The following is a 24,674-nucleotide window of genomic DNA, read 5'->3' as shown; positions in this document are numbered from 1 at the left end:
GGCCAGCGCCGCCGGTTGCAGTTCGGCAACGGCCACTACGGTCACCAGTGCCATCACCACTATGCCGAGTCGGCGGACCCATCTGCGCAGGAATTCCACCTGAGGCTTTTCCCAGCGGAAATGCAGTTCTGCCACACCACCCGGTGCGAGGATCCGGTAGGCGGTGTAGAACACCAGCCAGGCCCCGGCCATTTGCAGCAGCGCCGCGCCCATATTGGCGTTCTGCCCACGGGCGTCGATTCGCAGGGCCAACCCGCACAATGCAAGGCCCAGGGAAACCGGCATCGCCAGCAGGATGTTGATCAGAATCGCCTGCGGCGTGTGCCACTGGCTATCGCGTTTGAAGTGACCGATGTCCTGGTGAACCTTGATCAGTCGCGCGTACAAATTCTTGCGGCGCCACAACAGCGCACCGATCAGCAGTGCCAGTGGCAGGAACAGCAGCGGGCGCTGGGTCAGGCCGTCGGCCAGTTCGCTCAGGCTTGAAAGTACCGGTAGTGAATCAAGTTGACGCTGCAGGCGATCCGGCGCACTGCGAATCCACTCCAGCTCCAGCGGCTTGTTGCTCGGAATCCAGAACATCTGCTCATCGAGTGTCGCCCGCAGGCTTTGCGCCGTGCTGAGCAGTTGCTTCTGGTTCAGTTGCAGGGTGATGGATTCATTGAGCACCGCACTCAGTTCGCGATTGAGGCGCTCCAGCAGGTCGGCACGGGTGGTGGCCAGTTCCATCAGGCTTTTGCGCAGCTGCGGGGTGACTTGCTCGGGCGGCTGGGTCGACAGCAGGTTATCGACGTAGGTGGTCGGACTGCTCAGCAACTCCCGTTGCTGGCTGACTTCGAACTGATACAGGCGTATGTCGGCGATCTGGTCGGCCAGGTTGCGGTCGAGCCGCAGGCGCGGCAACGCTTGTTTCTGTTTGTAGAGAATCTTCGAGAGCAGCAGGCTGCCTTTGAGCACGTTGATTTGCTCGTCCAGCGCCGAATCACTCTGGGTCAGGCTGTCCAGTTGTTGCTTGGTCTGCAGGTTTTGCTGGGTGACTTCGTTGAGGCGGTCGGTGCTTTTGAGCAGGTAGTCCGAAAGCTTCAGGTTGGCCGCGCTTTCGGTGGCCAGAAGACTGCTGCCGCCGGCTTTCTGCGCTTCGATGGATTGCTGGGTGACCGTTTCCTGGGACAACGCCAGACGCTTCTGGTTGATCAGGGTTTGCAGTTCCTGGATTTCCTTATCCAGGCGGTCGGACCGCTCCGACAACAGGTCATGCTGGCTGTTGCCGAGGTCTTGCAATTGGGTATTGCCGGCCAGTTCCTGGCGCCGTAGCGGGATCAGGGCGTTCAGCGCTGCCAGCTCGGCATTGAGCTGGTCGCGCTGTTCGGCGCTCAAGGCCTTGCCGCTGTCCTTGCCGGTCTTGAGGATGTTGTTGATCTGCTGGATGCGCGTCTGGCTGCTCGAAATCTCCGCTTGAGCTCGCTCGGGGCGGGTCTGGGCGGTGATGATCAGGCTGTTGGCATCAGCCAGGGCTTTTTGCAGATCGCTTTGCTGGGTGGAGCGCTCAGTGAGCATTTGTTCCAGCTGCTGGATCGGTTCTTTGGCGAAACGCTGCGCCACCGGCACCACGGTGCTGGCTTTGAGGCGGGTCAGTTCACGCTGGTTCTCGACGGTCTGTTTGGGCGCATTGTTCAATTGCTGCTTGAGCGCGACCAGTTTCTGCTCGTAATCACGCTTGTTGTTGAGCTGGCTCAGCGTGTTTTGCAGGACGGTTTGCAGGGCCTTCTGATCGGCTTCCGGCAGTTTGCGGTCGGCGATCTTGTCCAGGCTCGCCTGCACGGCTTCGCTGGAAGGCGGTTCGGCCGCTTGCAATGTACCGACAGTACCGACAGAAAGACTCAAGCCCAACAGGGCAATGGCGAAAATGGAGCGCAGGTTAGGCATAAAGACCGGTCAAGCAAGTGAGAGTGGAAGCAGTTTAGAGGAAGAGTCCGGGGCCCGGGCGACTTCCTTCGGGGAATCTGACGCCCACTTTGCCGATCTTGTTCCCGTCCATGACTGCCACGGTCCAGATGGTGTTGTTCCATTCCACCTGGTCACCCACTACCGGCGCGCCGCCGACTTTCTGGGCAATGAAATGGCCCAGGGACATGTCCGGATCGATGCCTTCGACCTTCAGGCCATACAGGGCAGCAACCGCGGCCAGCTGGGCGTCTCCTTCCAGAACGAAGTCGCCGAAGAAGCGCAGATCGAGGCCCCGTTGAGGCGCCTGGCTGAAGAGTTTTCCGAGGGCTGGCAGGTTGTGTTCATGGCCGATAACACACAGCAAATCATCGACTTCGAGCACCGTACTACCCGACGGATGGAGCAATTGTTGACCACGAAACAGGGCGGCGATACGGGTGCCTTCGGGCATTTTCAGTTCGCGCAGGGGCGAACCGATGCACCATTTCTCCGCGCCGAGGCGATAAACGAACAGCTCCCACTCGCTGGTGACGTGCACTTCCAGGGCCGAACGGGAGATGGGCGCAGGCTCCGGGGGGACCGTCACCTTCAACAGCTTGGCGACCCACGGCAGGCTGGTGCCCTGAACCAACAACGATACCAGTACGATAAAGAACGCGAGGTTGAAGTACAGCTGGGCGTTGGGCAGGCCGGCCATCAGCGGGAACACCGCCAGAATGATCGGGACCGCGCCGCGCAGGCCGACCCAGGAAATGAACGCTTTCTCACGACCATGGAACGCCTTGAACGGCAGCAGGCCAACCACTACGGACAGTGGCCGGGCAAACAGAATCATCCACAGCGCCAGTGCCAGTGCCGGCAAGGCAATTGGCAGCAGATCGTGAGGCGTCACCAGCAGCCCCAGCACCAGGAACATGCCGATCTGTGCCAGCCAGGCCATGCCGTCGAGCATGTGCAAAATGCCGTGACGGCTGCGCACCGGACGGTTGCCGATCATCAATCCACACAGGTACACCGCGAGGAAGCCGCTGCCGTGCAGGGCGTTGGTCAGGGCAAACACCACCAGGCCACCGGCGATGACCAGAATCGGATACAGGCCGGTGGCCAGGTTGATGCGATTGACCAGTTGCAGCATGAGCCAGCCACCGCCCAGGCCGATGACAGCACCAATGCCAAACTCGCGCAGCAGGTGGGTCAGCAGGCTCCAGTGCAGGCCGGTCTGGCCGCTGGCGAGCATGTCGATCAGGGTGACGGTGAGGAACACCGCCATTGGGTCGTTGCTGCCAGATTCGATTTCAAGGCTGGCGGTTACCCGCTCGTTCAGGCCTTTGCCACCCAATAGCGAGAACACCGCCGCGGCGTCGGTGGAGCCGACGATGGCGCCGATCAGCAGGCCCTGGATCAGGTTCAGGTTGAACAGCCATGCGGCCGCCATGCCGGTCAGCCCGGTGGTAATCAGTACCCCGACGGTGGCGAGGGACAACGCCGGCCATAACGCCACGCGGAAACTCGACACCCGGGTGCGCAAGCCGCCGTCGAGCAGGATCACCGCCAGCGCGAGGTTGCCGACCAGATAAGCCGTGGGATAGTTGTCGAAGATAATGCCGCCGCCATCGACGCCGGCCGCCATGCCGACGGCCAGGATGATCACCAGAATCGGGATGCCGAGGCGGGACGAAAGTGAGCTCACCAGAATGCTCGCACCTACCAGCAACGCGCCGATCAAGAACAGGCTGTTGATGGTCGTCGCATTCAAAGGCAGTACTCCAGAAAGCTGAAAGGCGGGCGCAAACTGACCATGCAGTCTGCGTGCCAGCGATTCTAACCTGTTGAAATGTGATGCTGTCAAAAAGCTTTTTCAGATCATCGCAGCCCTCTGTAGGAGCGAGCTTGCTCGCGATGAACTCAATGACGACGCGTTGAATCAGGAAGCACGCGTCATCGTTAACGTTCATCGCGAGCAAGCTCGCTCCTACAGCGGTCGCGTCAGCGTGTTACAGGCTAAACCGCCCAACCAGGGTGTTCAGGTCCACCGCCAGGCGCGACAGCTCACTGCTCGCCGCGCTCGTCTGATTCGCTCCGGTGGCCGATTGCACCGACAGGTCGCGAATGTTCACCAGGTTGCGATCCACTTCACGGGCCACCTGCGCCTGTTCTTCGGCGGCGCTGGCGATCACCAGGTTGCGCTCGTTGATTTCGACGATGGCGCTGTTGATGGTATCCAGCGACAGGCCGGCGCCGCGGGCGATGTTCAGGGTCGATTCGGCGCGCTCGGTGCTGTTGCGCATCGAATCCACCGCGTGCCCGGTGCCGCTCTGGATGCTGCCGATCATGCGTTCGATTTCACTGGTCGACTGCTGGGTGCGGTGAGCCAGGGCACGAACCTCGTCGGCCACCACCGCGAAACCTCGACCGGCCTCACCGGCGCGCGCGGCCTCGATGGCGGCGTTCAAGGCCAGCAGGTTGGTTTGGTCGGCCAGGCCACGGATCACATCCAGCACCTTGCCGATGTCGCGAGACTCATTGGCCAGGTCGCCGATCAGGGTCGCGGTACTTTGCACGTCGGCGCTCATGCGTTCGATTGCGCTGACGGTTTCCTGCACCAGATCACGACCGTCACCGGCAGACGTGGTGGCGTTCTTCGACGCTTCGGAGGTGCTGACCGCGTTGCGGGCGACTTCTTCCACGGCGCTGGTCATTTCATTGACCGCAGTGGCGGCCTGTTCGATTTCGTTGTTTTGCCGGGTCAGGCCGCGGGCACTTTCGTCGGTGACGCTGTTGAGTTCTTCGGCAGCGGACGCAAGCTGTGTGGCCGAGCCGGAAATGCGCTGCAGCGTGTCGCGCAGTTTTTCCTGCATCTTCGACATGGCCAGCAGCAAGCGGCCGGCTTCGTCTTCGCCGTCGACGGTGATCGGGCGTGTCAGGTTGCCTTCGGCAATTTGTTCGGCGGCGCTCAGGGCGTTGGCGATCGGTTGAGTGATGCTGTTGGTCAGCAACCAGGCGAACAGCAGCGTCAGCGCAGTGGCAATCACCAGCAGGGTGATCACCAGGTTGAACGCCGAATCATATTGGTCGGCGGCCTGCTGGTTGGTGTCTTGGGTCTGCTGGGTGTTGATCTCCAGCAGGCGGTTCAACACGGTGTTGATTGCCTCGGAGTTGCTCAGCAAGTCGGTGTTGAGCAGGTTGCGCAGTTCATCGACTTGATTGTTACGCGACAGGGTCTTCATCCGGTCTTCGATCTGGCGATATTGCCCCAGCAGTTGCACGTATTGATCGTAGGTTGCACGTTCCTGCGGGTTGGCGATCAGCTTTTCGTAGGTCACCTGGGCGGTGCGAATCTGCTGGTTGCGCAGTTCCAGCAGTTCCATGGTTTTCTGCTGCACGTCAGGTTCGCGGTTCACCAGCAAACGGTAGGACAGCACGCGCAGGCGCAAGGTGAGTTGGGTGAACTCGTCCAGGCTCTTGATGCTCGGCACACTGTTATTGGTGATGTTTTCGGCGGCGCCGCGGATCTTGCTCATCTGATTCAAGGCAAACACCCCCAGAATCATCATCAAGCCGCCGATCAGCGCAAAGCTGAGGAACGCTCGAGGGGCGATATTCATATTACGAAGGGACATGGCGTTCACCGAAAAAGAGCGCATCCGTGCGGGGCTTAGGCTGCTGTATGAATGACTTATCGGTCGCCGGACTGAAGTCTTGAGTCCTGCTTGTTTTAGCCGGTTGCACCTTATGGCGACGAAGTGCAGGAACCAGATCGGCCTGTCACAGTCTTTAAAACTCGCGAGGAAGGTCGCCCGTCAGCAAAATCAAGGCTTTGCGCCTGTATAACCCTGGCATCCACGGTGACTTTTCTTTATCGTACGCGCCCTTTGAAAAAGCCCGGAAAATCAAAATGTTGGAAGCATCTCTAAGCCAATTGGAACAACTGGTCAGCGATCTGGTGCAACAGAACCAGACCCTGCTCGGCACTAACCAGACCCTGACTGCAGAACTGGCCCAGGCCAAGGATGAAAACGAAAGCCTGCAACTGAGCCTGATGGAGCAGGAAGAGAAGCAAGGCGCCACGGCGGCTCGCATCCAGGCCCTGGTTGAGCGTGTCAGCGCGGGTCCTGTCAGCGCATGAGTTACAACGCCGCAGGGGTAAAAGTCGTCTCGATCCTGGGGGAGGACTATTCGATCAAGGCGCCGGCCGGGGAAGAACAAACCCTGCTGGACGCCGCGATGATGTTGAAGGCAGCCCTGGCCGAAACCAAGAGAAAGTACCCGACGCTGATCGGTGACCGACTGCTGGTGCTGGCGGCGATGAATCTGTGTTCCCAGCAGATTGAAATGCAGAAGCAGCACAAGCTCGAACTCGACCGTTACCAAGAGCAAGTCAGCGCCACGGTTGAAGTGATCTCCAAGACGATCAATCAGGCCTGATCGGCTTTGCGCACAACCAAAGAATAGATTGTCGGTTGGTTTGTATACAATCGGCACGGCTGTTGCAGTGTTTCAGCCTCTTATTCTTTGGGGGTGCTCCATGCAGTTCTGGCGACGCAGTATTCAATGGCAGTTGATCCTGAGTATGGGCACTGCCCTGCTGGTCAGTATCCTGATCGTGGTTGGCATTTATACCCTGGTGGTCAATCGTCTCGCCCAGAGCTATCTGGTTGAGCAAGCCTTGCCGTCGAGCATCGAAGCGATGCGCAACGACATCGAGCGGATCCTCGTCCAGCCCCTCACCGCCGCCAAGGACATCGCCAGCAACAGCATGGTGCGCGACTGGCTGGCCGGGGGTGAAGACAGCGCCCGGACCGGCACGTTTGCTACCTATCTCGAAGGCCTGCGCGCCGAGCACAAGGCCTTTACCGCGCTGATTATCGGCACGGCGTCCAATCACTACTTCACCGAAAAAGGCCTGGACCGGACCCTCAGCCGTTCCAATCCCAAAGACGCCTGGTTCTATGCGTTCCTCGACAGCAACCAGCCGCGCACCCTCAATATCGACAACGACACGGCCACCGGAGAATTGGCGCTGTTCATCGACCTCAAGGTCGAGCAGGCCGGTAAAGTCGTGGGCGTTGCCGGGCTTGGCCTGAGCATGAAAGAGCTGTCGGAGCTGATTCACAACTTTAGCTTTGGTGAGCGCGGCAAGGTCTATCTCGTGCGTTCCGACGGTTTGATCCAGGTTCATCCTGAAGCGCAATTCAGCGGCAAGCGCACGCTGGCTGAGCAGATTGGCGAGTCAGCGGCGCAAGCCGTCATTGGTCAGCTCTCTACCTTCAAGGCCGCTGCCACCAACAGCAGCTTCCAGCGCGACGGCGAAGACTTTCTCGCTTTAAGCCTGCCGCTACGCGATCTGGGCTGGACCCTGGTGGCCGAAGTGCCGCAGTCGCAAATTTACGCCGAAGCCCGCCGCGCCATGTGGATGAGTAGCGGCATCGGTTTGGCGGTAGCGCTGGTGTGCCTGTTGCTGGTGGTGTTGCTGGCCCGTGGGTTGGTACGGCCGATTCGTCAGGTAACAGCGGCGCTGGTTGCCATCGGTAGCGGTGGTGGAGATTTGACCCACCGGTTAGATTCCAGTCGCGCCGATGAGTTGGGCGATCTGGCTCGCGGTTTCAATCGGTTCCTGGATAGCCAGCGCGACATGATCGGCGAAGTGCTGACCACCAGCGAACGCTTGCGCACGGCTGTGGGGCAAGTGGCCAGGGTTGTGGATAACACCGCCGAACGCTCCGGCCGCCAACAGGAAATGACCGACATGGTCGCTACTGCTGTCCATGAAATGGGCCTGACCGTTCAGGAGATCGCCCAGAACGCCGGCAATGCGGCGGTGGCGTCGCAAACCGCCCGGGACGAAGCGATGCAGGCGCGGGAAGTGGTGGGTGGTTCGATCCGCCACATTGAAAGCATGTCCCAGGAGATCGGCATCGCGGCGACGGCGGTGGGTGAACTGGCCCATCAGGTGGCGTCCATCGATCAGGTGCTGGCGGTGATTCGCGGGATTTCCGAGCAGACCAACCTGCTGGCGCTCAACGCCGCTATCGAAGCGGCGCGGGCCGGGGACATGGGTCGTGGGTTTGCCGTGGTGGCCGATGAAGTGCGCACCCTGGCGCGGCGCACGCAATCGTCCACCGATGAAATCCAGCAGATGATCGGCAGCCTCAAGCAAGGGGCGGAAAACGCGGTGTCGTCGATGCATTCCGGGCAAGCCGCGACCGGCACGGGTGTCGAGTCGAGCCAGCGTACCGGCTCCTCATTGACCGCGATCACCGGGCAAGTGGAGCGCATTAGCGATATGAACCATCAGGTGGCGACGGCGACGGAAGAGCAGTCGGCGGTGACCGAGGAAATCAATCGCAATGTGCAAGGGATTTCCGATCTGGCCCGGGCGACGGCGGGGGAGGTCAGGGCCTGTCGGGATGATTGCCAGACGTTGCAGCGGTTGGCGGATGATCTGGCGCGGCAGATGGGCGGGTTCAAGCTGGGGTGATGTGGCGTATGTTTTGACGCCATCGCGAGCAAGCTCGCTCCCACACTGGATCGCGTTGACCTGATGGACGCGGTTCCCTGTGGGAGCGAGCTTGCTCGCGATTGGATTTCAGCCAATCCACAAAGGCTGGATCAGAACCACTCATCCTGCATGCCCAGGCAAACATCATCCCGCGCCTCAAGAATCGCCAACTCATGGTGACACCCCGGCACCTCCCACGTCAGGAAGTAGCGCGCCGCCTGCAGCTTGCCTTTATAGAAGCCGACATCCGCCGCATTGCCCTTGGCCAGGCCTTCCTCGGCGCGGATCGCCTGTTCCAGCCAGCGCCAGCCGATCACGGTGTGACCGAACACCTTCAGGTACAGCGCCGAGTTCGCCAGGCTGCTGTTGACCTTGCCCTGGGCCAGGTCCGTCAACAGGCCGATGGTCACGGTTTGCAGGCGCGCCACCAGTTTTTCCAGCGGCTCGCGTAGCGGCGTCAGCGAATCAAACGCCTGGGCGCGCTCGGCGGTGTCGGCGATCAAACGGATCAATTGCTTGAGCCCGGCGCCGCCGTTTTGCGCCAGTTTACGCCCCAGCAGGTCCAGCGACTGAATGCCGTGGGTGCCTTCATGGATCGGATTCAGGCGGTTGTCGCGGTAGTACTGCTCCACCGGGTACTCGCGGGTGTAGCCGTGGCCGCCAAGGATCTGGATCGCCAGTTCGTTGGCCTTCAGGCAGAACTCCGACGGCCAGGATTTGACGATCGGCGTCAGCAGGTCCAGCAGTTCATGGGCCTGTTTGCGTTCGGTTTCGGTTTCCAGGGTGGTGGTATCGTCGAACAGTCGCGCCGCGTACAGGCCGAGATCGAATGAACCTTCGACGTAGGCCTTCTGCGTCAGCAGCATGCGTTTGACGTCGGCGTGCTGGATGATCGCCACCGGTGCGGTGTTCGGGTCCTTGCTGTCCGGCACGCGACCCTGCGGACGTTCGCGGGCATATTCCAGCGAGTACAGGTAGCCGGCGTAGCCGAGCATCACCGCGCCCATGCCGACGCCGATTCGCGCTTCGTTCATCATCTGGAACATGTAGCTCAAGCCCTGGTGCGGCTTGCCCACCAGATAGCCGACACATTCGCCGTTATCGCCGAAATTCAACGCGGTGGATGTGGTGCCGCGCCAGCCCATCTTGTGGAACAGCCCGGCCAGCAACACGTCATTGCGCTTGCCGAGGCTGCCATCGTCGTTGACCAGGAACTTGGGCACGATAAACAGCGAAATGCCTTTCACCCCGGCCGGTGCGTCCGGCAGCTTGGCCAGCACCATGTGCACGATGTTCTCCGACAGCGGGTGATCGCCACCGGAGATAAAGATCTTGTTGCCTTTGAGGCGATAAGTGCCGTCAGACGCAGGTTCTGCACGAGTACGAATATCCGACAACGATGAGCCCGCGTGGGGTTCGGTCAGGGCCATGGTGCCGAAGAAACGGCCGTCGATCATCGGTTGCAGGAAGCGGCGCTTCTGCTCGTCGGTACCGAAGCTTTCGATCAGGTTGGCCGCGCCCATGGTCAGGAACGGATAAGACGTCGACGCGGCGTTGGCCGACTGGAAGTGCGAAAAGCAGGCCTGCGATAGCAGGGTAGGAAGCTGCATGCCGCCGGCGTCAAAACTGCGCGCGGCATTGAGGAAACCGGCCTCGAGGAAGGCATCCACCGCCGGTTTCACTTCCGGAATCAGAATCGCCTGACCGTTTTCATAGCGCGGCTCGTTCTCGTCGCCCTTGCGGTTGTGCGGGGCGAAGAACTTCTCGGCGATGCTGCGGGCGGTGCCGATGGCCGCATCGAAGGTTTCGCGATTGTGCTCGGCGAAACGCTCACGCTGGGTCAGGCCCTCGGCATCGAGGACTTCATACAGCTCGAAAGCCAGATTACGGGAACTGAGCAACGTCTCGGACATGGCGGCCTACCTTTTATTGGGATGGGCCGAGTCTAGGCTTGTGAATTTATGCTGAATAGCATGATTGATGAGCGTGATAACTGGGCAGGGCGGCGACTTTGCAAGCGCCCCCAAACCACTGTGGGAGCGAGCTTGCTCGCGATGGCGGCAGATCAGTCAACATAGGAGGTGACTGATGGATCGCTATCGCGAGCAAGCTCGCTCCCACAGAGGGTATTGCATACCGGGCAACCATTGCGGCAGCCTGGCTTATCGGGTTTAGCCGATGGTCATCAAGCTCGCATTACCACCCGCCGCAGCGGTGTTGACGCTCAATGCACGCTCGATCACCAGACGCTCCAGCGCAATGTTGGTTTCGCCTTGCGACAGACCCTGCACACCGACGATGGCGCCGGCACGCTTGGCCACCTGCTGGCACAGCGCACGCAACTGGTCGGAATGGCCGTGATGCAGAACCGCATCAAACACCACTTCGTCCTTGTTCCAGTCGGAAACCAGCTTGATGCGTGCCTGAATATCCTTCGGCAGACGTGCGAACAATACCTTGGTCAAGTCAGTTTCCGGCCAGACCGCAGAACCGCCGACAGCCAGTACCGCCGCCAGTTGAGTCAGCAGGTCGCCTTCGACTTCCGCCAGGCACAGCACGTGTTCCCGTGGCAGGATCGCGTAGCTGTTGCGCTCGCCGGTCGGGCCAGCCAGCACGCGGGTGATGCCGCTTTGCGATTGTGCGGCGAACTGCACGCACAGGGTGCTCAGGTCGGCAAACTTGTTGCTGTCGGCCCAGGCTTTCAGGGCGGTCAGCGGCTTGCTCATGGCGTCGCGCAGACGAACGTCCGGTGCTGCGGCGGCATCACCGCGAGCGAAGGACTGTTCGATCGCATCCGCAGGACGCGTCGACAACAAGCGGTACAGGTACAACGGACCACCGGCTTTCGGGCCGGTGCCCGACAGGCCTTCGCCGCCGAACGGCTGCACGCCGACCACGGCACCGACGATGTTGCGGTTGACGTAGACGTTACCGGCGTTGACGTTGTCGATCACCTTGGCGATGGTTTCGTCGATGCGGGTGTGCACGCCCAGCGTCAGGCCATAGCCGGAAGCGTTGATCTGACCGATCAGTTGATCGATGTCTTTGCGCTTGTAGCGAACCACGTGCAGCACCGGGCCGAAGATCTCCCGCTGCAGTTCGTCGAAGCTTTCCAGTTCGATCAGCGTCGGCATCACGAAGGTGCCGCGTTTGACTTCTTCGGCGTCGGCGATAGCCACCTGGTACACGCTGCGACCCTTGTCGCGCATGGCCTGGATGTGTTTCTCGATGCCAGCCTTGGCTTCGGCGTCGATCACCGGGCCGATGTCCACGGAAAGGCGCTCAGGGTTGCCGAGACGGCTTTCAGCCATCGCGCCCTTGAGCATTTCGATGACGCGATCAGCGGAATCTTCCTGCAAGCACAAGACACGCAGGGCCGAGCAACGCTGACCGGCACTGTCGAACGCCGAGGAAACCACGTCGATCACCACCTGTTCGGTCAGTGCCGAAGAGTCGACGATCATCGCGTTCTGGCCGCCGGTTTCGGCGATCAGAGGAATCGGACGACCCTGGCTGTCCAGGCGGCCGGCGATGTTGCGTTGCAGCAAGCGCGCGACCTCAGTGGAGCCGGTGAACATCACGCCTTTGACGCGCTCATCGCCCACCAGGCCGGCACCCACGGTTTCACCGCGACCCGGCAGCAGTTGCAGTACGCCTTGCGGAATGCCGGCTTCGAGCAGCAGGCGCACAGCTTGAGCGGCGACCAGCGGCGTTTGTTCCGCAGGCTTGGCCAATACCGGGTTACCGGCCGCCAGGGCAGCAGCCACCTGGCCACTGAAGATCGCCAGCGGGAAGTTCCACGGGCTGATGCATACAACCGGGCCCAACGGGCGGTGAGCATCATTGGTGAAATCGTTGCGTGCCTGCACCGCGTAGTAACGCAGGAAGTCCACGGCTTCACGCACTTCGGCGATGGCGTTGGCAAAGGTCTTGCCGGCCTCACGAGCCAGCAGGCCCATCAACGGCTGGATCTCGGCTTCCATCAGGTCGGCGGCACGTTCCAGGATCGCGGCGCGCTCGGCGGGCGGCGTGGCCTGCCAGATCGGTGCGGCGTTGAGGGCGCACTGGATCGCGTTGTCGACGTCTTCGACGGTGGCTTCCTGTACGTGGCCGACCACATCACGCAGGTCGGACGGGTTCAAAACCTGCGCCGGGGCTTCGTTGCTGGACGCGCAACCGAGCATCGGCGCCGCTTTCCAGTGGTTGTGTGCGGTAGCGAGAAGTGCGCAGGACAGCGATGCCAAACGATGTTCGTTGGCCATGTCGATGCCGCTGGAGTTGGCGCGTTCGGAACCGTACAGATCACGCGGCAAAGGAATGCGCGGGTGCGGCAGGCCGAAACCACCTTCCACGGTCGCCATCTGCTCGATGCTCGCCACTGGGTCGGCCACCAGTTCCTGAATGGAAATCGACTGGTCTGCGATACGGTTGACGAACGAGGTGTTCGCGCCGTTTTCCAGCAGGCGACGCACCAGGTAGGCCAGCAGGGTTTCGTGGGTGCCGACCGGAGCGTACACACGGCACGGACGGTTCAGCTTGCCTTCGGAAACCTTGCCTACAACTTGTTCGTACAGTGGCTCACCCATGCCGTGCAGACACTGGAACTCGTACTGGCCCGGGTAATAGTTCTGACCGGCGATATGGTAAATGGCCGACAGGGTGTGGGCGTTGTGCGTGGCGAACTGCGGGTAGATGACTTCCGGTACCGACAGCAGTTTGCGTGCGCAAGCGATGTAGGAAACGTCGGTGTACACCTTGCGGGTGTAGACCGGGTAGCCTTCCAGGCCTTCGACCTGGGCGCGCTTGATTTCGCTGTCCCAGTACGCGCCCTTCACCAGGCGGATCATCAGGCGATGACGGCTGCGGCGTGCCAGGTCGATCACGTAGTCGATCACGTACGGGCAACGCTTCTGGTAAGCCTGGATCACGAAACCGATGCCGTTCCAGCCGGTCAGTTGCGGCTCGAAGCACAGGCGCTCGAGCAGATCCAGCGACAGCTCGAGGCGGTCGGCTTCTTCGGCGTCGATGTTCAGGCCGATGTCGTATTGCTTGGCCAGCAAGGTCAGCGACAGCAGGCGCGGGTACAGCTCATCCATCACGCGCTCGTACTGGGCGCGGCTGTAACGCGGGTGCAGGGCGGACAGTTTGATCGAGATGCCCGGGCCTTCATAAATCCCACGACCGTGGGACGCTTTGCCGATCGAGTGGATGGCTTGTTCGTACGAGGCCAGGTACTTCTGCGCGTCGTGCTCGGTGAGTGCGGCTTCACCCAGCATGTCGTAGGAATAACGGAAGCCCTTGGCTTCGAACTTGCTGGCGTTGGCCAGGGCTTCGGCGATGGTTTCGCCGGTCACGAACTGCTCGCCCATCAGACGCATGGCCATGTCGACGCCCTTGCGGATCATCGGCTCGCCGCTTTTGCCGATGATGCGGCTCAGGGACGATGTCAGGCCGGCTTCGTTGTGGGTCGACACCAGTTTGCCGGTCAGCAGCAAGCCCCAGGTGGCGGCGTTGACGAACAGCGACGGGCTGTTGCCCAGGTGCGGCTGCCAGTTGCCGGTGCTGATCTTGTCGCGGATCAGCGCATCGCGGGTGCCTTTGTCCGGGATACGCAGTAGCGCTTCGGCCAGGCACATCAGCGCCACACCTTCCTGGGACGACAGGGAGAATTCCTGCAACAGGCCCTGAACGATGCCGGCACGGCCGCCAGCGCTCTTCTGGTTGCGCAGTTTTTCAGCAATCGAGGCAGCGAGTTTGTTGGTGGCTTCGGCCATCGGAGCCGGCAGGCGTGCCTGCTCGATCAGCATCGGCACGACTTCCGGTTCAGGGCGGCGGTAGGCGGCGGTGATCGATGCGCGCAGTACCGATTGCGGCAGGATGCTTTCGGCGAATTCGAGGAAGCACTGGTGGGCGTGATCCAGAGGTGCGTCGACGGAGTCGTCGGAATCCTTGGTCAAACCGCTCAGCTCGGTCAGGGTTGCACCACCCTCGAGTTTTTCCAGGTAATTGAAGATTGCCTGCTTGATCAGCCAGTGCGGCGTGCGATCAATCGAGGTCGCGGCGGCCTTGAGGCGTTCGCGGGTCGGGTCGTCAAGTTTGACCCCAAGGGTGGTGGTAGCCATGTTTTTATCCTCATGTTTGCCACGACGGCGTGGCATCAGCTGGCGGCAAGATTAGCCGTGCGACTGTAGAGGTGCAACCGGGTGCAACCCTTTTTTTGCAGGAAAAATCGGCGCCTCGTCGGGAATTAAATTCTGGAACGAGCGTGCTGCCCCTGCTTGGTGCTTTTACTTCTAATAAGGCGCCTGAACTGCGTCAAAAGGGAACAAAAAACATTTGGATACGGGTAAATCACGCAGGTGCAACTTATTCTCGAAAAATGGGTTGCACCAGATTTGCTTTGTTGCATAGCATTCGCGCCCCAAGGTGCAACCCGTCGAAAAGGCAGGTGTACCGGCTGATGGCTTTCCTGGGGAAACATCAGTCATAAATGCGCGGGATCCAGGATCGTCTGTCAAACGCATGCGTTTGCGAGCGGTTCACCAGCCGCTGCTACATAAAAACAAAGCCAGGGCGTAACTTAATGAGCGTAAGCAATCCAACCCTGATCACGTTCGTGATCTACATCGCAGCAATGGTGCTGATCGGCTTGATGGCCTATCGCTCCACCAACAACCTTTCCGACTACATTCTGGGCGGCCGTAGCCTGGGCAGCGTCGTTACCGCACTGTCCGCCGGTGCCTCCGACATGAGTGGCTGGTTGTTGATGGGCTTGCCCGGCGCGATCTACATGTCCGGTCTTTCCGAAAGCTGGATCGCCATCGGCCTGATCGTCGGCGCCTATCTGAACTGGCTGTTCGTCGCCGGCCGTCTGCGCGTGCAAACCGAGCACAACGGTGATGCACTGACCCTGCCGGACTACTTCGCCAGCCGTTTCGAAGACAAAAGCGGCCTGCTGCGGATCATCTCTGCGGTCGTGATCCTGGTGTTCTTCACCATCTATTGCGCTTCCGGCATCGTGGCCGGCGCCCGTCTGTTCGAAAGCACCTTCGGCATGTCCTACGAGACTGCGCTGTGGGCCGGTGCTGCGGCGACGATTGCCTACACCTTTATCGGCGGATTCCTGGCCGTGAGCTGGACCGATACCGTACAAGCCACCCTGATGATCTTCGCGTTGATCCTGACGCCGGTTATCGTGCTGCTGGCCACTGGCGGCGTCGACACCACTTTCCTGGCCATCGAAGCGCAAGATCCGGGCAACTTCGACATGCTCAAGGGCACCACTTTCATCGGCATCATCTCGCTGATGGGCTGGGGTCTGGGCTACTTCGGCCAGCCGCACATCCTGGCGCGTTTCATGGCTGCCGATTCGGTTAAATCGATCGCCAACGCCCGTCGCATCTCCATGACCTGGATGATCCTGTGCCTGGGCGGCACCGTCGCAGTCGGCTTCTTCGGTATCGCCTACTTCTCGGCCAACCCGGCCGTGGCCATGCCAGTGAGTGAAAACCACGAACGTGTGTTCATCGAACTGGCCAAAATCCTGTTCAACCCATGGATCGCGGGTATCCTGCTGTCGGCCATTCTGGCTGCCGTCATGAGCACCCTGAGCTGCCAGTTGCTGGTGTGCTCGAGCGCCCTGACCGAAGACTTCTACAAGACCTTCCTGCGTAAATCCGCTTCCCAGGTTGAATTGGTGTGGGTCGGCCGTGCCATGGTGCTGTTGGTGGCCCTGGTTGCTATCGCACTGGCGGCCAACCCGGAAAACCGTGTTCTGGGTCTGGTGAGCTACGCCTGGGCCGGTTTCGGTGCCGCATTCGGTCCGGTCGTGCTGATCTCCGTGATCTGGAAAGACATGACCCGCAACGGCGCACTGGCCGGCATCCTGGTCGGCGCGATCACCGTGATCGTCTGGAAACACTTCGAACTGCTGGGCCTGTACGAAATCATCCCGGGCTTCATCTTCGCCAGCCTGGCGATCTACTTCGTCAGCAAAATGGGCACGCCGACTGCCGGCATGTTCCAGCGTTTTGCGGCTGCAGAGCGTGATTATCGTCTGAACAAGTGATGAGTGATGGGTTGAACTCTTCCCGGCTCTGATAAAAGAACGGCTCGCAGCTTTTGGTGCGGGCCGTTTTTTTTTGCTTCTCCAATATCCGTGGTGTCCGTCGTCATCTGCGAATTTTCCGGGCAGGGTCCTCGGACGTTTCCTTCAAAACGTAGCGGTTTTCATGAAGTGGTGTGATGTGAGTTCCATCGATAGTCTTTGGCGGTCACTGACTATTCAGTGGTGGGGTGTAGGAACCCGTTAAGACCATAGGACACGCTTGGCATCGACACCTGATTTGCGGCGACTAACGTGCGCCCGTAAGATCTGTTGCGGCGGCTGTGCGCGGGCACGCTTCGGCGTGGTCGAGTTCTCTGGTCTCGATATTCCTACCCCGCGTATGGCTGCCACCCAAGCCTGTAGGAAGGCCGATGGTAGCCCCACTTCTACCAGAGGTTAAAAAATGAAAACAATTCATCCAGACCCACCCTACGAAAAACCGATCCCTCATCCCGACAACCGCTTCATGGCATTGACCAGCAACTGCAACGACATGCCCACCCTGTTCGTCGACACCCACGCGCCACTCGACATCCTCACCGACGCTGCCAACTACAGAATCCGCGCAGTAACCCAAGTGCTTGAGAACCTGTCCATGCGCGGTTCGATCGAGTGCGAGTCGTTCATCCTCAGTGATTTCGCCTTGCTCTGCGCCATTCCGTTGCGCGATGGCTGTGATGTGCTGGATGTGGTCGGGCGGCGGTTGCGGGCGCGGCCTTCGGCGTAGCGCGGAGTGCTTTTGTGGCGAGGGTGTTTGTCTGAGCGCCGCACTGCCCCGTTGGGTTGCGCAGCAACCCTAAGTACAGCGCCCCGGTGTTATCAGGCACACCGCAGTGCTTGGGGTTGGCGACTGCCTTGCAGTCGAACGGGGGCAAGCCCCCTCGCCACAGGGGTGTGTAGTGCCTCAACTGGCCGCTTGGCCGCGAACCCCTGACTTGCCGGCCGGTAAAAGGTAAACTTCCCGGCCTTCGCAGGAGCAGCCATGAATTATCGTCACGCCTTCCATGCCGGCAATCACGCCGATGTGTTCAAACACCTGACCTTGACCCGTCTCATCGCCCTGATGTCGCGCAAGGAGCAGCCGTTTGCCTATCTCGACACCCACGCCGGCATCGGTTTGTACGATCTTCAGGGTGACCAGGCCAGCCGTACCGGTGAGTACCTGGAAGGCATTGCGCGTTTGTGGGATCAGCCGGATCTGCCGATCCTGACCGCCGATTACATGCAAGTGCTGCACGAGATGAACCCGGATGGCCAGTTGCGCTATTACCCGGGGTCGCCGGAGCTGGCGCGACGTTTGACTCGCCCGCAGGACCGCGTGTTGCTCAACGAGAAGCATCCGGAAGATGGCGTTTTACTCAAGGACAACATGGCCGGTGATCGTCGGGTCAAGGTGCACCTAGGCGAAGGCTGGTATGTGTCGCGGGCCTTGCTGCCGGTGCCGGAGAAGCGTGCGGTGATGTTGATCGATCCGCCGTTCGAGAAGCTCGACGAGATGCAGCGTTGTGCCGCGTCGCTCAAAGAGGCGATTGGCCGGATGCGCCAAACCGTGGCAGCGATCTGGTATCCGGTGAAGGATCAGCGCGCGCTGCGTCGTTTCTACCAGGACCTGGCCGGTACCGGTGCGCCGAAGTTGTTGCGGGTGGAGTTGCTGGTGCATCCGCTGGATACGCCGAACAGCCTGAACGGCTCCGGGTTGGCGATTGCCAATCCGCCGTGGGGGCTGGAGGAAGAGTTGCGTGAGCTGCTGCCGTGGTTGTCCGAGAAGCTTGGACAGACTCAGGGTGGGTGGCGGATGGATTGGTTGATTGCCGAGAGTTGATCTGTAGGCGCGAGCTCGCTCCGGGCGGCGTTCCGACGAAGTTGGTGAACGTTGACGCGTAAAACCAGATGCCCAGCGGCGCCCTTTGGTTTTTCGCGAGCGAGCTCGCTCCTACAGTAGTTAGATCGGGCAGGTCACGCCTGTACCGCCAATCCCGCAATAGCCTTCCGGATTCTTGGCCAGGTATTGCTGGTGATACGTCTCGGCAAAATAAACGGTTGGGGCTTGGTCGATTTCGGTGCTGATTTCACCGAGGCCGGCCTTGGACAGTTCAGCCTGGTACGCTTCTTTGCTCTTGAGCGCGGCTTCCAGTTGTTCTGGCGAGGTAGCGTAGATCACCGAGCGGTACTGGGTGCCGATGTCGTTGCCCTGACGCATGCCCTGAGTCGGGTTGTGCAGTTCCCAGAACATCGCCAGCAGCTCCTGGTAGCTGACTTTGGCCTTGTCATACACCACCAGCACCACTTCGGCGTGGCCGGTCAGGCCCGAGCAGACTTCTTCGTAGGTCGGGTTCGGCGTGAAGCCGCCGGCGTAACCCACAACAGTGCTGACCACGCCGTCGCGCTGCCAGAAGCGGCGTTCCGCACCCCAGAAACAGCCCAGGCCAAAGATCGCGAACTCGACGTCCTCGAAGAATGGGCCCAGCAGAGGGGTGTCTTTGAAGACAAAGTGCTTCTCAGGCAGGTTCATCGGGGTTTCGCGGCCAGGCAGAGCTTGTTCTTTAGTCGGGAGCACGTTTTTGTTCACCAGAATTTCCGAGCGCAGAACCATGATCAGTCCTCTCAGTCAGGTTGAGTTGTAAATAAACAGACTGCCAGTGTGCCCAATGCCGGCCAGATACGCACTACCCTTGTGGGAGCGAGCTTGCTCGCGATGAGGGCATAACTTTCAGCATCAATGTCGACTGATCCACCGCTATCGCGAGCAAGCTCGCTCCCACAGGTTCTGTGTCTGTCAGGCGATTGGGCCACGCGGGTAGCGTTTGAGCTTTTCGATCAGCTCATTGCCCGGGATCGGACGGTCGAACAGGTAGCCCTGGCCGACATCGCAGCGGTGACGGCGCAGGAACGACAACTGGTCGGCAGTTTCGATGCCTTCAGCCACGACCTTGAGTTTCAGGTTGTGGGCCATGGCGATCACCGCAGAGGTGATTTCCATGTCGTCCTGGTTGTCCGGGATTTCGTGGATGAAGCTTCGATCGATCTTGATGATGTCGATGGGGAATTTTTTCAAGTAACTGAGCGACGAGTAACCGGTGCCGAAGTCGTCCATGGCCAGGGTCAGGCCCAGGCGCTTGAGCTGGTCGAGTTGCAAGTGGGTGTCTTCGGTGGCTTCCAGCAGCAGGCCTTCGGTCAGCTCCAGCTCCAGCAAATGAGCCGGCAGGGCTTCTTCCTTGAGGATGTTGGCAATGGAGGCCACCAGGTCCGGATCGGAGAACTGCTTGGGCGACAGGTTGATCGCCACTTGCAGGTTGCCCAGGCCGTAGGCGGTCAGCGCTTTGCTCATGCGGCAGGCCTGGCGGGCGATCCATTTGCCGATCGGAATGATCAAGCCGGTTTCTTCGGCGACGCTGATGAACTGATCCGGGCGGATCATGCCCTTTTCCGGATGATCCCAGCGCAGCAGTGCTTCCATACCCAGCAGGCGCCCGCTGCGCAGGCACAGTTTGGGCTGGTAGAACACGTCGAGTTCGTTCTGGGTCAGGGCGCGGCGCAGGTTGTTTTCGACGAACAGCTTGTAGCTGGCCTCGGCGTTCAGTGCTTCGGTGAACACCTGCACCTGATGTTTGCCGTTGGCCTTGGCCTTGTGCAGTGCCAGCCCGGCGTTGCGCATCAGGGTTTGCGGGTCGCGCCCGTGCAGCGGGGCACAGGCCAGGCCCACAGAGCCTGTGACGCTGATCAATTGGTTGTCGACGAACATCGGTTTGTCGAGGGTCGCCAGCAACTGGTTGGCCACTTGCTGGCCCACCGTGAGATCGCTGTTGTCCAGCAACACGGCGAATTCGTTACTGGCGAATCGCGCCAGGCTGCCGCTCGGGATCAAGCTGTTGCGCAGGCGCCGGGCCAGGCTGATCAGCAGTTTGTCGCCGGTCTGGTGGCCGAGGCTGTCGTTGATCCGCTTGAAGTTGTCGATGTCCACCAGCAACAGGCTGATCGGCGCGTCGCTGTCCCGGGCGAAGCGTTCATCGAGGTTGCGGATGAAGGCCGGGCGGTTGCCGAGGTTGGTCAGGTTGTCGGTGTAGGCCAGACGCTCGATACGCTGCTGAGCGAGCTTGGTCTGGGTGATGTCTTCGTAAATGCCGATGTAGTGAGTCAGCTCGCGGTTGTCGCCGTAAACCTTGGAGATCGACAATTGGCCCCAGTAGGGTTCGAGGTTTTTCCGGCGGCTCTTGAATTCGCCCTGCCAACTGTTGCTCTTGACCAGCGCCGAAGGCGCGTCGAACAGCAGTTCGCTGAGGTTCTCCAGGGCCGGCAGTTCCGACAGGCGCTGACCGTGCACTTCTTCGGTGGAGTACTGGGTGATCGCGGTGAAACTCGGGTTGACGTATTCCACCACGCCGTCGCAGTTGACCAGCAGAAAGGCGTTGGCACTTTGTTCGACCGCACGCTGGAACAGGTGCAGGGCGCTGGTGGCGGTACGCCGGTTGTGGTTGCTGATGACCTGGGCAAACTGGTCCGCCAGTTCGCCGGCGAAGGCGATTTCATCCGACTGCCAGGCGCGGGTCGCCCCGGTTTGCTCCAGGCACAGCACGCCGACCACCTGGCCATCGACGCGGATACTGGCGTCTAGCATCGCGTTGACGTCGCGCGGGCGCAGGCTTTCGGCCATCTCCCGGGTGCGTGGGTCGCGCATGGCGTTATGGGCGTCGATGGCGCGGCCGGTGTGCAAGGCGTCGAGGTAATCGGGGAAAACACTGACGTCAATCGGCTGCGGCAGCAGGTATTCCTGATTCGTGCGGTGATAGGCCGAGATCGGCACCAGCATCGAGCCTTCGAGGTGCCACAGGCTGGCGCAGTCGATTTCGTAAATGTTACAGGCGCTGCGGGTGATCAGCTCGGCGGCTTCGCGCAAGGAATTGTTGCTGCTGTAGCGTTGACGGGTGAGCAGCAGGATGAGGTCCTGCTGGGCACGCACCCGGTCCAGATGCAGCAGTTGCTCCTGCTGGGCTCGCTGATTGAGTTCCAGGGCGATTTGCAGGCGCGAGTTCTGGGTTTCCAGATCCAGGGCTGGTTGCAGCGGGTCATCCTCGAACAGGCCGTCAATGACCAACAGGTAGCCGCGTAACAGATGTCGATTGTGTTGTTTGTAGGCTTCGCCCGTTTCCAGCAGATTCAGGGAGCCCGAGGCGGTGTGCAGGGTGTAGCGGATCAGGTAATGCGTGCTTTCAGTCAGCTGTTGCTGGATCGCGTCGTGCAGTTGATAGCGTGCTTGCGGCTCCATCAGGCTGGCGTAGGGCGAGCCCACTAGCGCACACAGCTCAACGGCGGGCAGGCCGAACTGGCGTTCGCAATTGGGATCGAGAAACAGCAGCGCCCAGCTGGGTTCATTAAGCCGTTCGAAACGCAGCATGCCGAGCCGCGAGGGCACAGGCAACTGCGTCACTACCTCGGCCACCATACGGCTGGCGGCATCGGGTTGGCTTTTCATGGAGGGGAACTCGCTTCGAATATGCTGAACGCGCTGGGCTCTCGCCCTCTTTACTGTTGCCTGCGGCAAGGTTGCATCATTGCGACACCGACTGACAAGAGAGATGAAGGCCAAGTGCTATAAGAATATGTCGGCAGGCGTGAAGATTTCTGCAGCGCCCGGCAAAAAGTATTGCTGTTGATCAGATTGCAGCCTTTGGGGTCGTCCCGAAGGCTGCGATTTTTTGCCATCACCGCAAATCAATACCTGTCGATTGCAGCAACTTGCCATCCCGATCGTGGTAATTCACCTGAATGCGTTCTGCATTGATGACCAGATGCGCGAAGTTATCCTGACTGATGACTTTGCCGGTCAATTCTTGCCGATATTCGCCTGCAGCGTTCCGGGCCAGCGGCCGGTCGAGGATAAAGCTGGATTGAGTGGCATAGGGCAGCAGTCTGGTGTTGCACAATGGCGACGACACGATGGTGTGCACTTCGAAGTCCTGGTCTTCACTGTGGGTTAACCGACTGGTCAGCGAACCGTGAACATCACCGGAAATGAAGATGACGTTCCTGATGCGGTGCGTACGAATGGTCTCCAGCAAACGCAGCCGTTGCCCGGGAAAACCGCCCCAGGCGTCATCCCCGTCGCGTTTGGCGTCAGGAAAGAACATCACGCTGGTGACTACCATCCTGACCCGGGCGGGGCTGTGGATCAGCCATTGGCACAAGGCATGTTCCTGTTCAACATCAAGGATGCGTCGATCATCGGCGGACAGATTGCGCCGGGTGCGACTATCGGTGACGAACCATTCGATATCGCCATCGGTGAATTGATACCAATAGTGCTTCGGATGGCGGCCGATCCGGCCATCGTCAAATACCGGGCTGTGGCTGGCTTGATATAACTCATAAGCAGTGATGGCGTTTTTATACAGCACATCATCGCCTGATCTTTTCTTCTTTGGCCAGTTATCTTCAATTTCGTGGTCGTCGAGGATCATGTAAGTCGATACGTTGGCCATTAACCTGGAAATATGTGGCTGGGAGAACGCCGCACGGTATTTTGCGAGTATTTGTTGATGTTCGCGGTCAGGCGCGAAAAAGTTCAAATCGTCGACATAGATCTGGTCGCCAGTCATCAACATTGCGCTGACCGGCGGGTTGGCTTGCTGTGCCAATTGTGTCATCGAGGCAAATATCCGATCGCCCAGTTGTGGCGCCGACGGGATACCGGCGGTCATCCGCAAGTAACGACATGAGCCGACAATATAGGCTCTCGGCGTGCCGACAGCGCCAGACCGGGTGCGCAAGCGATAGAGTTCTTGCGGCCATTGCAGCGGCAGTTCTTGCAGCGACTCCTCGGTGTGCCCGGTACTCGTGGTGCTGAACCAGCCGGCCTGGTACTCGTATTCGGTATCGGCCGCCAGGTTATTGAGAACAATGACGTCGGACATGTCTTGCAGGCTTGTCAGCCTTATAAAGATACTTTTAAGCCATTGTTCATGTCCTGGCTGCCGATAACGAATTCCGGCAAATACAGGGGCATCTTTTTGCGCTTTGCCGCGCACAAAGATACGCGCGTGATTAGTTGTGGTGTGGCCAATAATCGGGCCGACAGTTGGTTTTAGCATGTTTGAGTCCATTCGCTGCCAGTTAATCAGGTAGTTGGTTGTTTTGGCTTTAATAGGGGGCATTCAGCCAAGACTAGTTATTTGGCCCGAATAAGTAACTGGCAGAAATGGATTCGAGTTGTGGGCTATATCAGCCACAATTGTAGGAAGGCGTTTTAAATAAGAACTTCAGGCAAAAAAAAGCCCCGCCAAATTGGCGGGGTTGAGGTACGAGCGTGGCGCTCGGAAACGTGGAACGCGAGAGGCCCTCCGGTGAAGGAGGGCCGGTCGGTGTTACAGGAGCATGGTGCGGATGTCGCCCAGCAGGTCGCTCAGACGCTTGGTGAAGCGTGCAGCGGCGGCGCCGTTGATCACACGGTGATCGTAGGACAGCGACAGCGGCAGCATCAGCTTCGGCTGGAAGGCTTTGCCGTCCCAGACTGGCTGGATGGTTGCCTTGGAAACACCGAGGATCGCCACTTCCGGCGCGTTGACGATCGGCGTGAAGCCGGTGCCGCCAATGTGCCCGAGGCTGGAAATGGTGAAGCAGGCGCCTTGCATCTCGTCCGACGAGAGCTTCTTGGTCCGGGCTTTTTCAGCCAGGGAAGCGGCTTCGGCAGCCAGTTGCAGCAGGCTCTTCTGGTCGACGTTCTTGATGACCGGTACCAGCAGGCCATCCGGGGTGTCGACGGCGAAGCCGATGTTCACGTATTTCTTGCGGATGATCGCTTTGCCACTTGGCGCCAGCGAGCTGTTGAAGTCCGGCAGTTCCTTGAGCAGGTGCGCGCAGGACTTGAGCAGCAATGGCAGGACGGTCAGCTTGACGCCGGCCTTCTCTGCAACGGCTTTCTGGGCAACACGGAACGCTTCGAGCTCGGTGATATCCGCCGAGTCGAATTGCGTGACGTGTGGCACGTTCAGCCAGCTGCGGTGCAGGTTGGCGGCGCCGACCTGCATCAGGCGGGTCATCGGCACTTCTTCGATTTCACCGAAGCGGCTGAAGTCCACGACCGGAATCGGCGGGATGCCCGCGCCACCGGTTGCGCCAGCAGCAGCC

Annotated in this window: 13 protein-coding genes and 4 pseudogenes; 7 read left to right on the top strand and 10 right to left on the bottom strand. The window is 60.1% G+C overall.

Annotation, left to right across the window (positions count from 1 at the left end):
* The 4 genes and pseudogenes from PMI29_RS16605 to PMI29_RS33110 all read right to left on the bottom strand — a co-directional run.
* A pseudogene (locus PMI29_RS16605) lies at positions 1–1,926 on the bottom strand (mechanosensitive channel MscK); the annotation flags it as partial.
* 34 nt (positions 1,927–1,960) lie between these two features.
* The gene (locus PMI29_RS16610) at positions 1,961–3,703 is read right to left on the bottom strand and encodes a potassium/proton antiporter (protein WP_007981173.1); all 1,743 of its coding nucleotides are present in this window, start codon (positions 3,701–3,703) and stop codon (positions 1,961–1,963) included.
* 238 nt (positions 3,704–3,941) lie between these two features.
* Positions 3,942–4,541, bottom strand: a pseudogene (locus PMI29_RS33115) (methyl-accepting chemotaxis protein); the annotation flags it as partial.
* Positions 4,542–4,844: 303 nt separating this feature from the next.
* Positions 4,845–5,501 (bottom strand): annotated as a pseudogene (locus tag PMI29_RS33110) (MCP four helix bundle domain-containing protein); the annotation flags it as partial.
* A gap of 341 nt (positions 5,502–5,842) precedes the next feature.
* Between PMI29_RS33110 and PMI29_RS16620 the strand changes: the two are divergent.
* The 4 genes and pseudogenes from PMI29_RS16620 to PMI29_RS33100 all read left to right on the top strand — a co-directional run bounded on the left by PMI29_RS16620 (position 5,843) and on the right by PMI29_RS33100 (position 8,425).
* Positions 5,843–6,073, top strand: a complete 231-nt coding sequence (locus tag PMI29_RS16620; protein ID WP_007971835.1) for a hypothetical protein — start codon at positions 5,843–5,845, stop codon at positions 6,071–6,073.
* Positions 6,070–6,372, top strand: a complete 303-nt coding sequence (locus PMI29_RS16625) for a cell division protein ZapA (RefSeq protein WP_007981180.1) — start codon at positions 6,070–6,072, stop codon at positions 6,370–6,372. Before PMI29_RS16620 ends, PMI29_RS16625 begins: the two co-directional genes overlap by 4 nt.
* Before the next feature lie 100 nt (positions 6,373–6,472).
* A pseudogene (locus PMI29_RS33105) lies at positions 6,473–7,561 on the top strand (HAMP domain-containing protein); the annotation flags it as partial.
* An 18-nt stretch (positions 7,562–7,579) separates the two neighbouring features.
* The gene (locus PMI29_RS33100; protein WP_443216450.1) at positions 7,580–8,425 is read left to right on the top strand and encodes a methyl-accepting chemotaxis protein; all 846 of its coding nucleotides are present in this window, start codon (positions 7,580–7,582) and stop codon (positions 8,423–8,425) included.
* A 131-nt stretch (positions 8,426–8,556) separates the two neighbouring features.
* Here the strand turns inward: PMI29_RS33100 and PMI29_RS16635 are convergent, their stop codons facing one another.
* Both PMI29_RS16635 and putA read right to left on the bottom strand, forming a co-directional pair.
* Positions 8,557–10,359: an acyl-CoA dehydrogenase gene (locus PMI29_RS16635; RefSeq protein ID WP_007997400.1), complete on the bottom strand. Its 1,803-nt coding sequence runs from the start codon at positions 10,357–10,359 to the stop codon at positions 8,557–8,559.
* Between the two features lie 258 nt (positions 10,360–10,617).
* Complete coding sequence (gene putA, locus PMI29_RS16640) at positions 10,618–14,568, bottom strand: trifunctional transcriptional regulator/proline dehydrogenase/L-glutamate gamma-semialdehyde dehydrogenase (protein ID WP_007997399.1); 3,951 nt, start codon at positions 14,566–14,568, stop codon at positions 10,618–10,620.
* A gap of 461 nt (positions 14,569–15,029) precedes the next feature.
* Here putA and putP point away from each other — a divergent pair, with 461 nt between their 5' ends.
* The 3 genes from putP (at position 15,030) to PMI29_RS16655 (ending at position 18,375) form a co-directional block, all read left to right on the top strand.
* Complete coding sequence (putP, locus tag PMI29_RS16645) at positions 15,030–16,514, top strand: sodium/proline symporter PutP (protein WP_007997398.1); 1,485 nt, start codon at positions 15,030–15,032, stop codon at positions 16,512–16,514.
* A gap of 442 nt (positions 16,515–16,956) precedes the next feature.
* Positions 16,957–17,280 carry a hypothetical protein gene (locus PMI29_RS16650; RefSeq protein WP_007997396.1) on the top strand — a complete coding sequence of 108 codons (324 nt, stop codon included), beginning with the start codon at positions 16,957–16,959 and terminating at the stop codon, positions 17,278–17,280.
* A 255-nt stretch (positions 17,281–17,535) separates the two neighbouring features.
* Complete coding sequence (locus PMI29_RS16655) at positions 17,536–18,375, top strand: 23S rRNA (adenine(2030)-N(6))-methyltransferase RlmJ (protein ID WP_007997394.1); 840 nt, start codon at positions 17,536–17,538, stop codon at positions 18,373–18,375.
* A gap of 120 nt (positions 18,376–18,495) precedes the next feature.
* Here the strand turns inward: PMI29_RS16655 and msrA are convergent, their stop codons facing one another.
* The 4 genes from msrA to PMI29_RS16675 all read right to left on the bottom strand — a co-directional run.
* Positions 18,496–19,146 (bottom strand): peptide-methionine (S)-S-oxide reductase MsrA, encoded by a 651-nt coding sequence (gene msrA, locus PMI29_RS16660; protein WP_007997392.1) that lies wholly within the window; start codon positions 19,144–19,146, stop codon positions 18,496–18,498.
* Between the two features lie 183 nt (positions 19,147–19,329).
* Positions 19,330–22,023, bottom strand: a complete 2,694-nt coding sequence (locus PMI29_RS16665; RefSeq protein ID WP_007997391.1) for a putative bifunctional diguanylate cyclase/phosphodiesterase — start codon at positions 22,021–22,023, stop codon at positions 19,330–19,332.
* Positions 22,024–22,252: 229 nt separating this feature from the next.
* Positions 22,253–23,638: an alkaline phosphatase D family protein gene (locus PMI29_RS16670; protein ID WP_007997390.1), complete on the bottom strand. Its 1,386-nt coding sequence runs from the start codon at positions 23,636–23,638 to the stop codon at positions 22,253–22,255.
* A gap of 273 nt (positions 23,639–23,911) precedes the next feature.
* On the bottom strand, positions 23,912–24,674 hold a 763-nt coding region (locus PMI29_RS16675), incomplete at its 5' end, for a 2-oxo acid dehydrogenase subunit E2 (protein ID WP_007997389.1).

Source organism: Pseudomonas sp. GM49, from assembly GCF_000282355.1.
GTDB lineage: Bacteria > Pseudomonadota > Gammaproteobacteria > Pseudomonadales > Pseudomonadaceae > Aquipseudomonas.
Note: the sequence above shows the minus strand (reverse complement) of the source record. Positions and strands in the feature narration are given on the sequence as shown.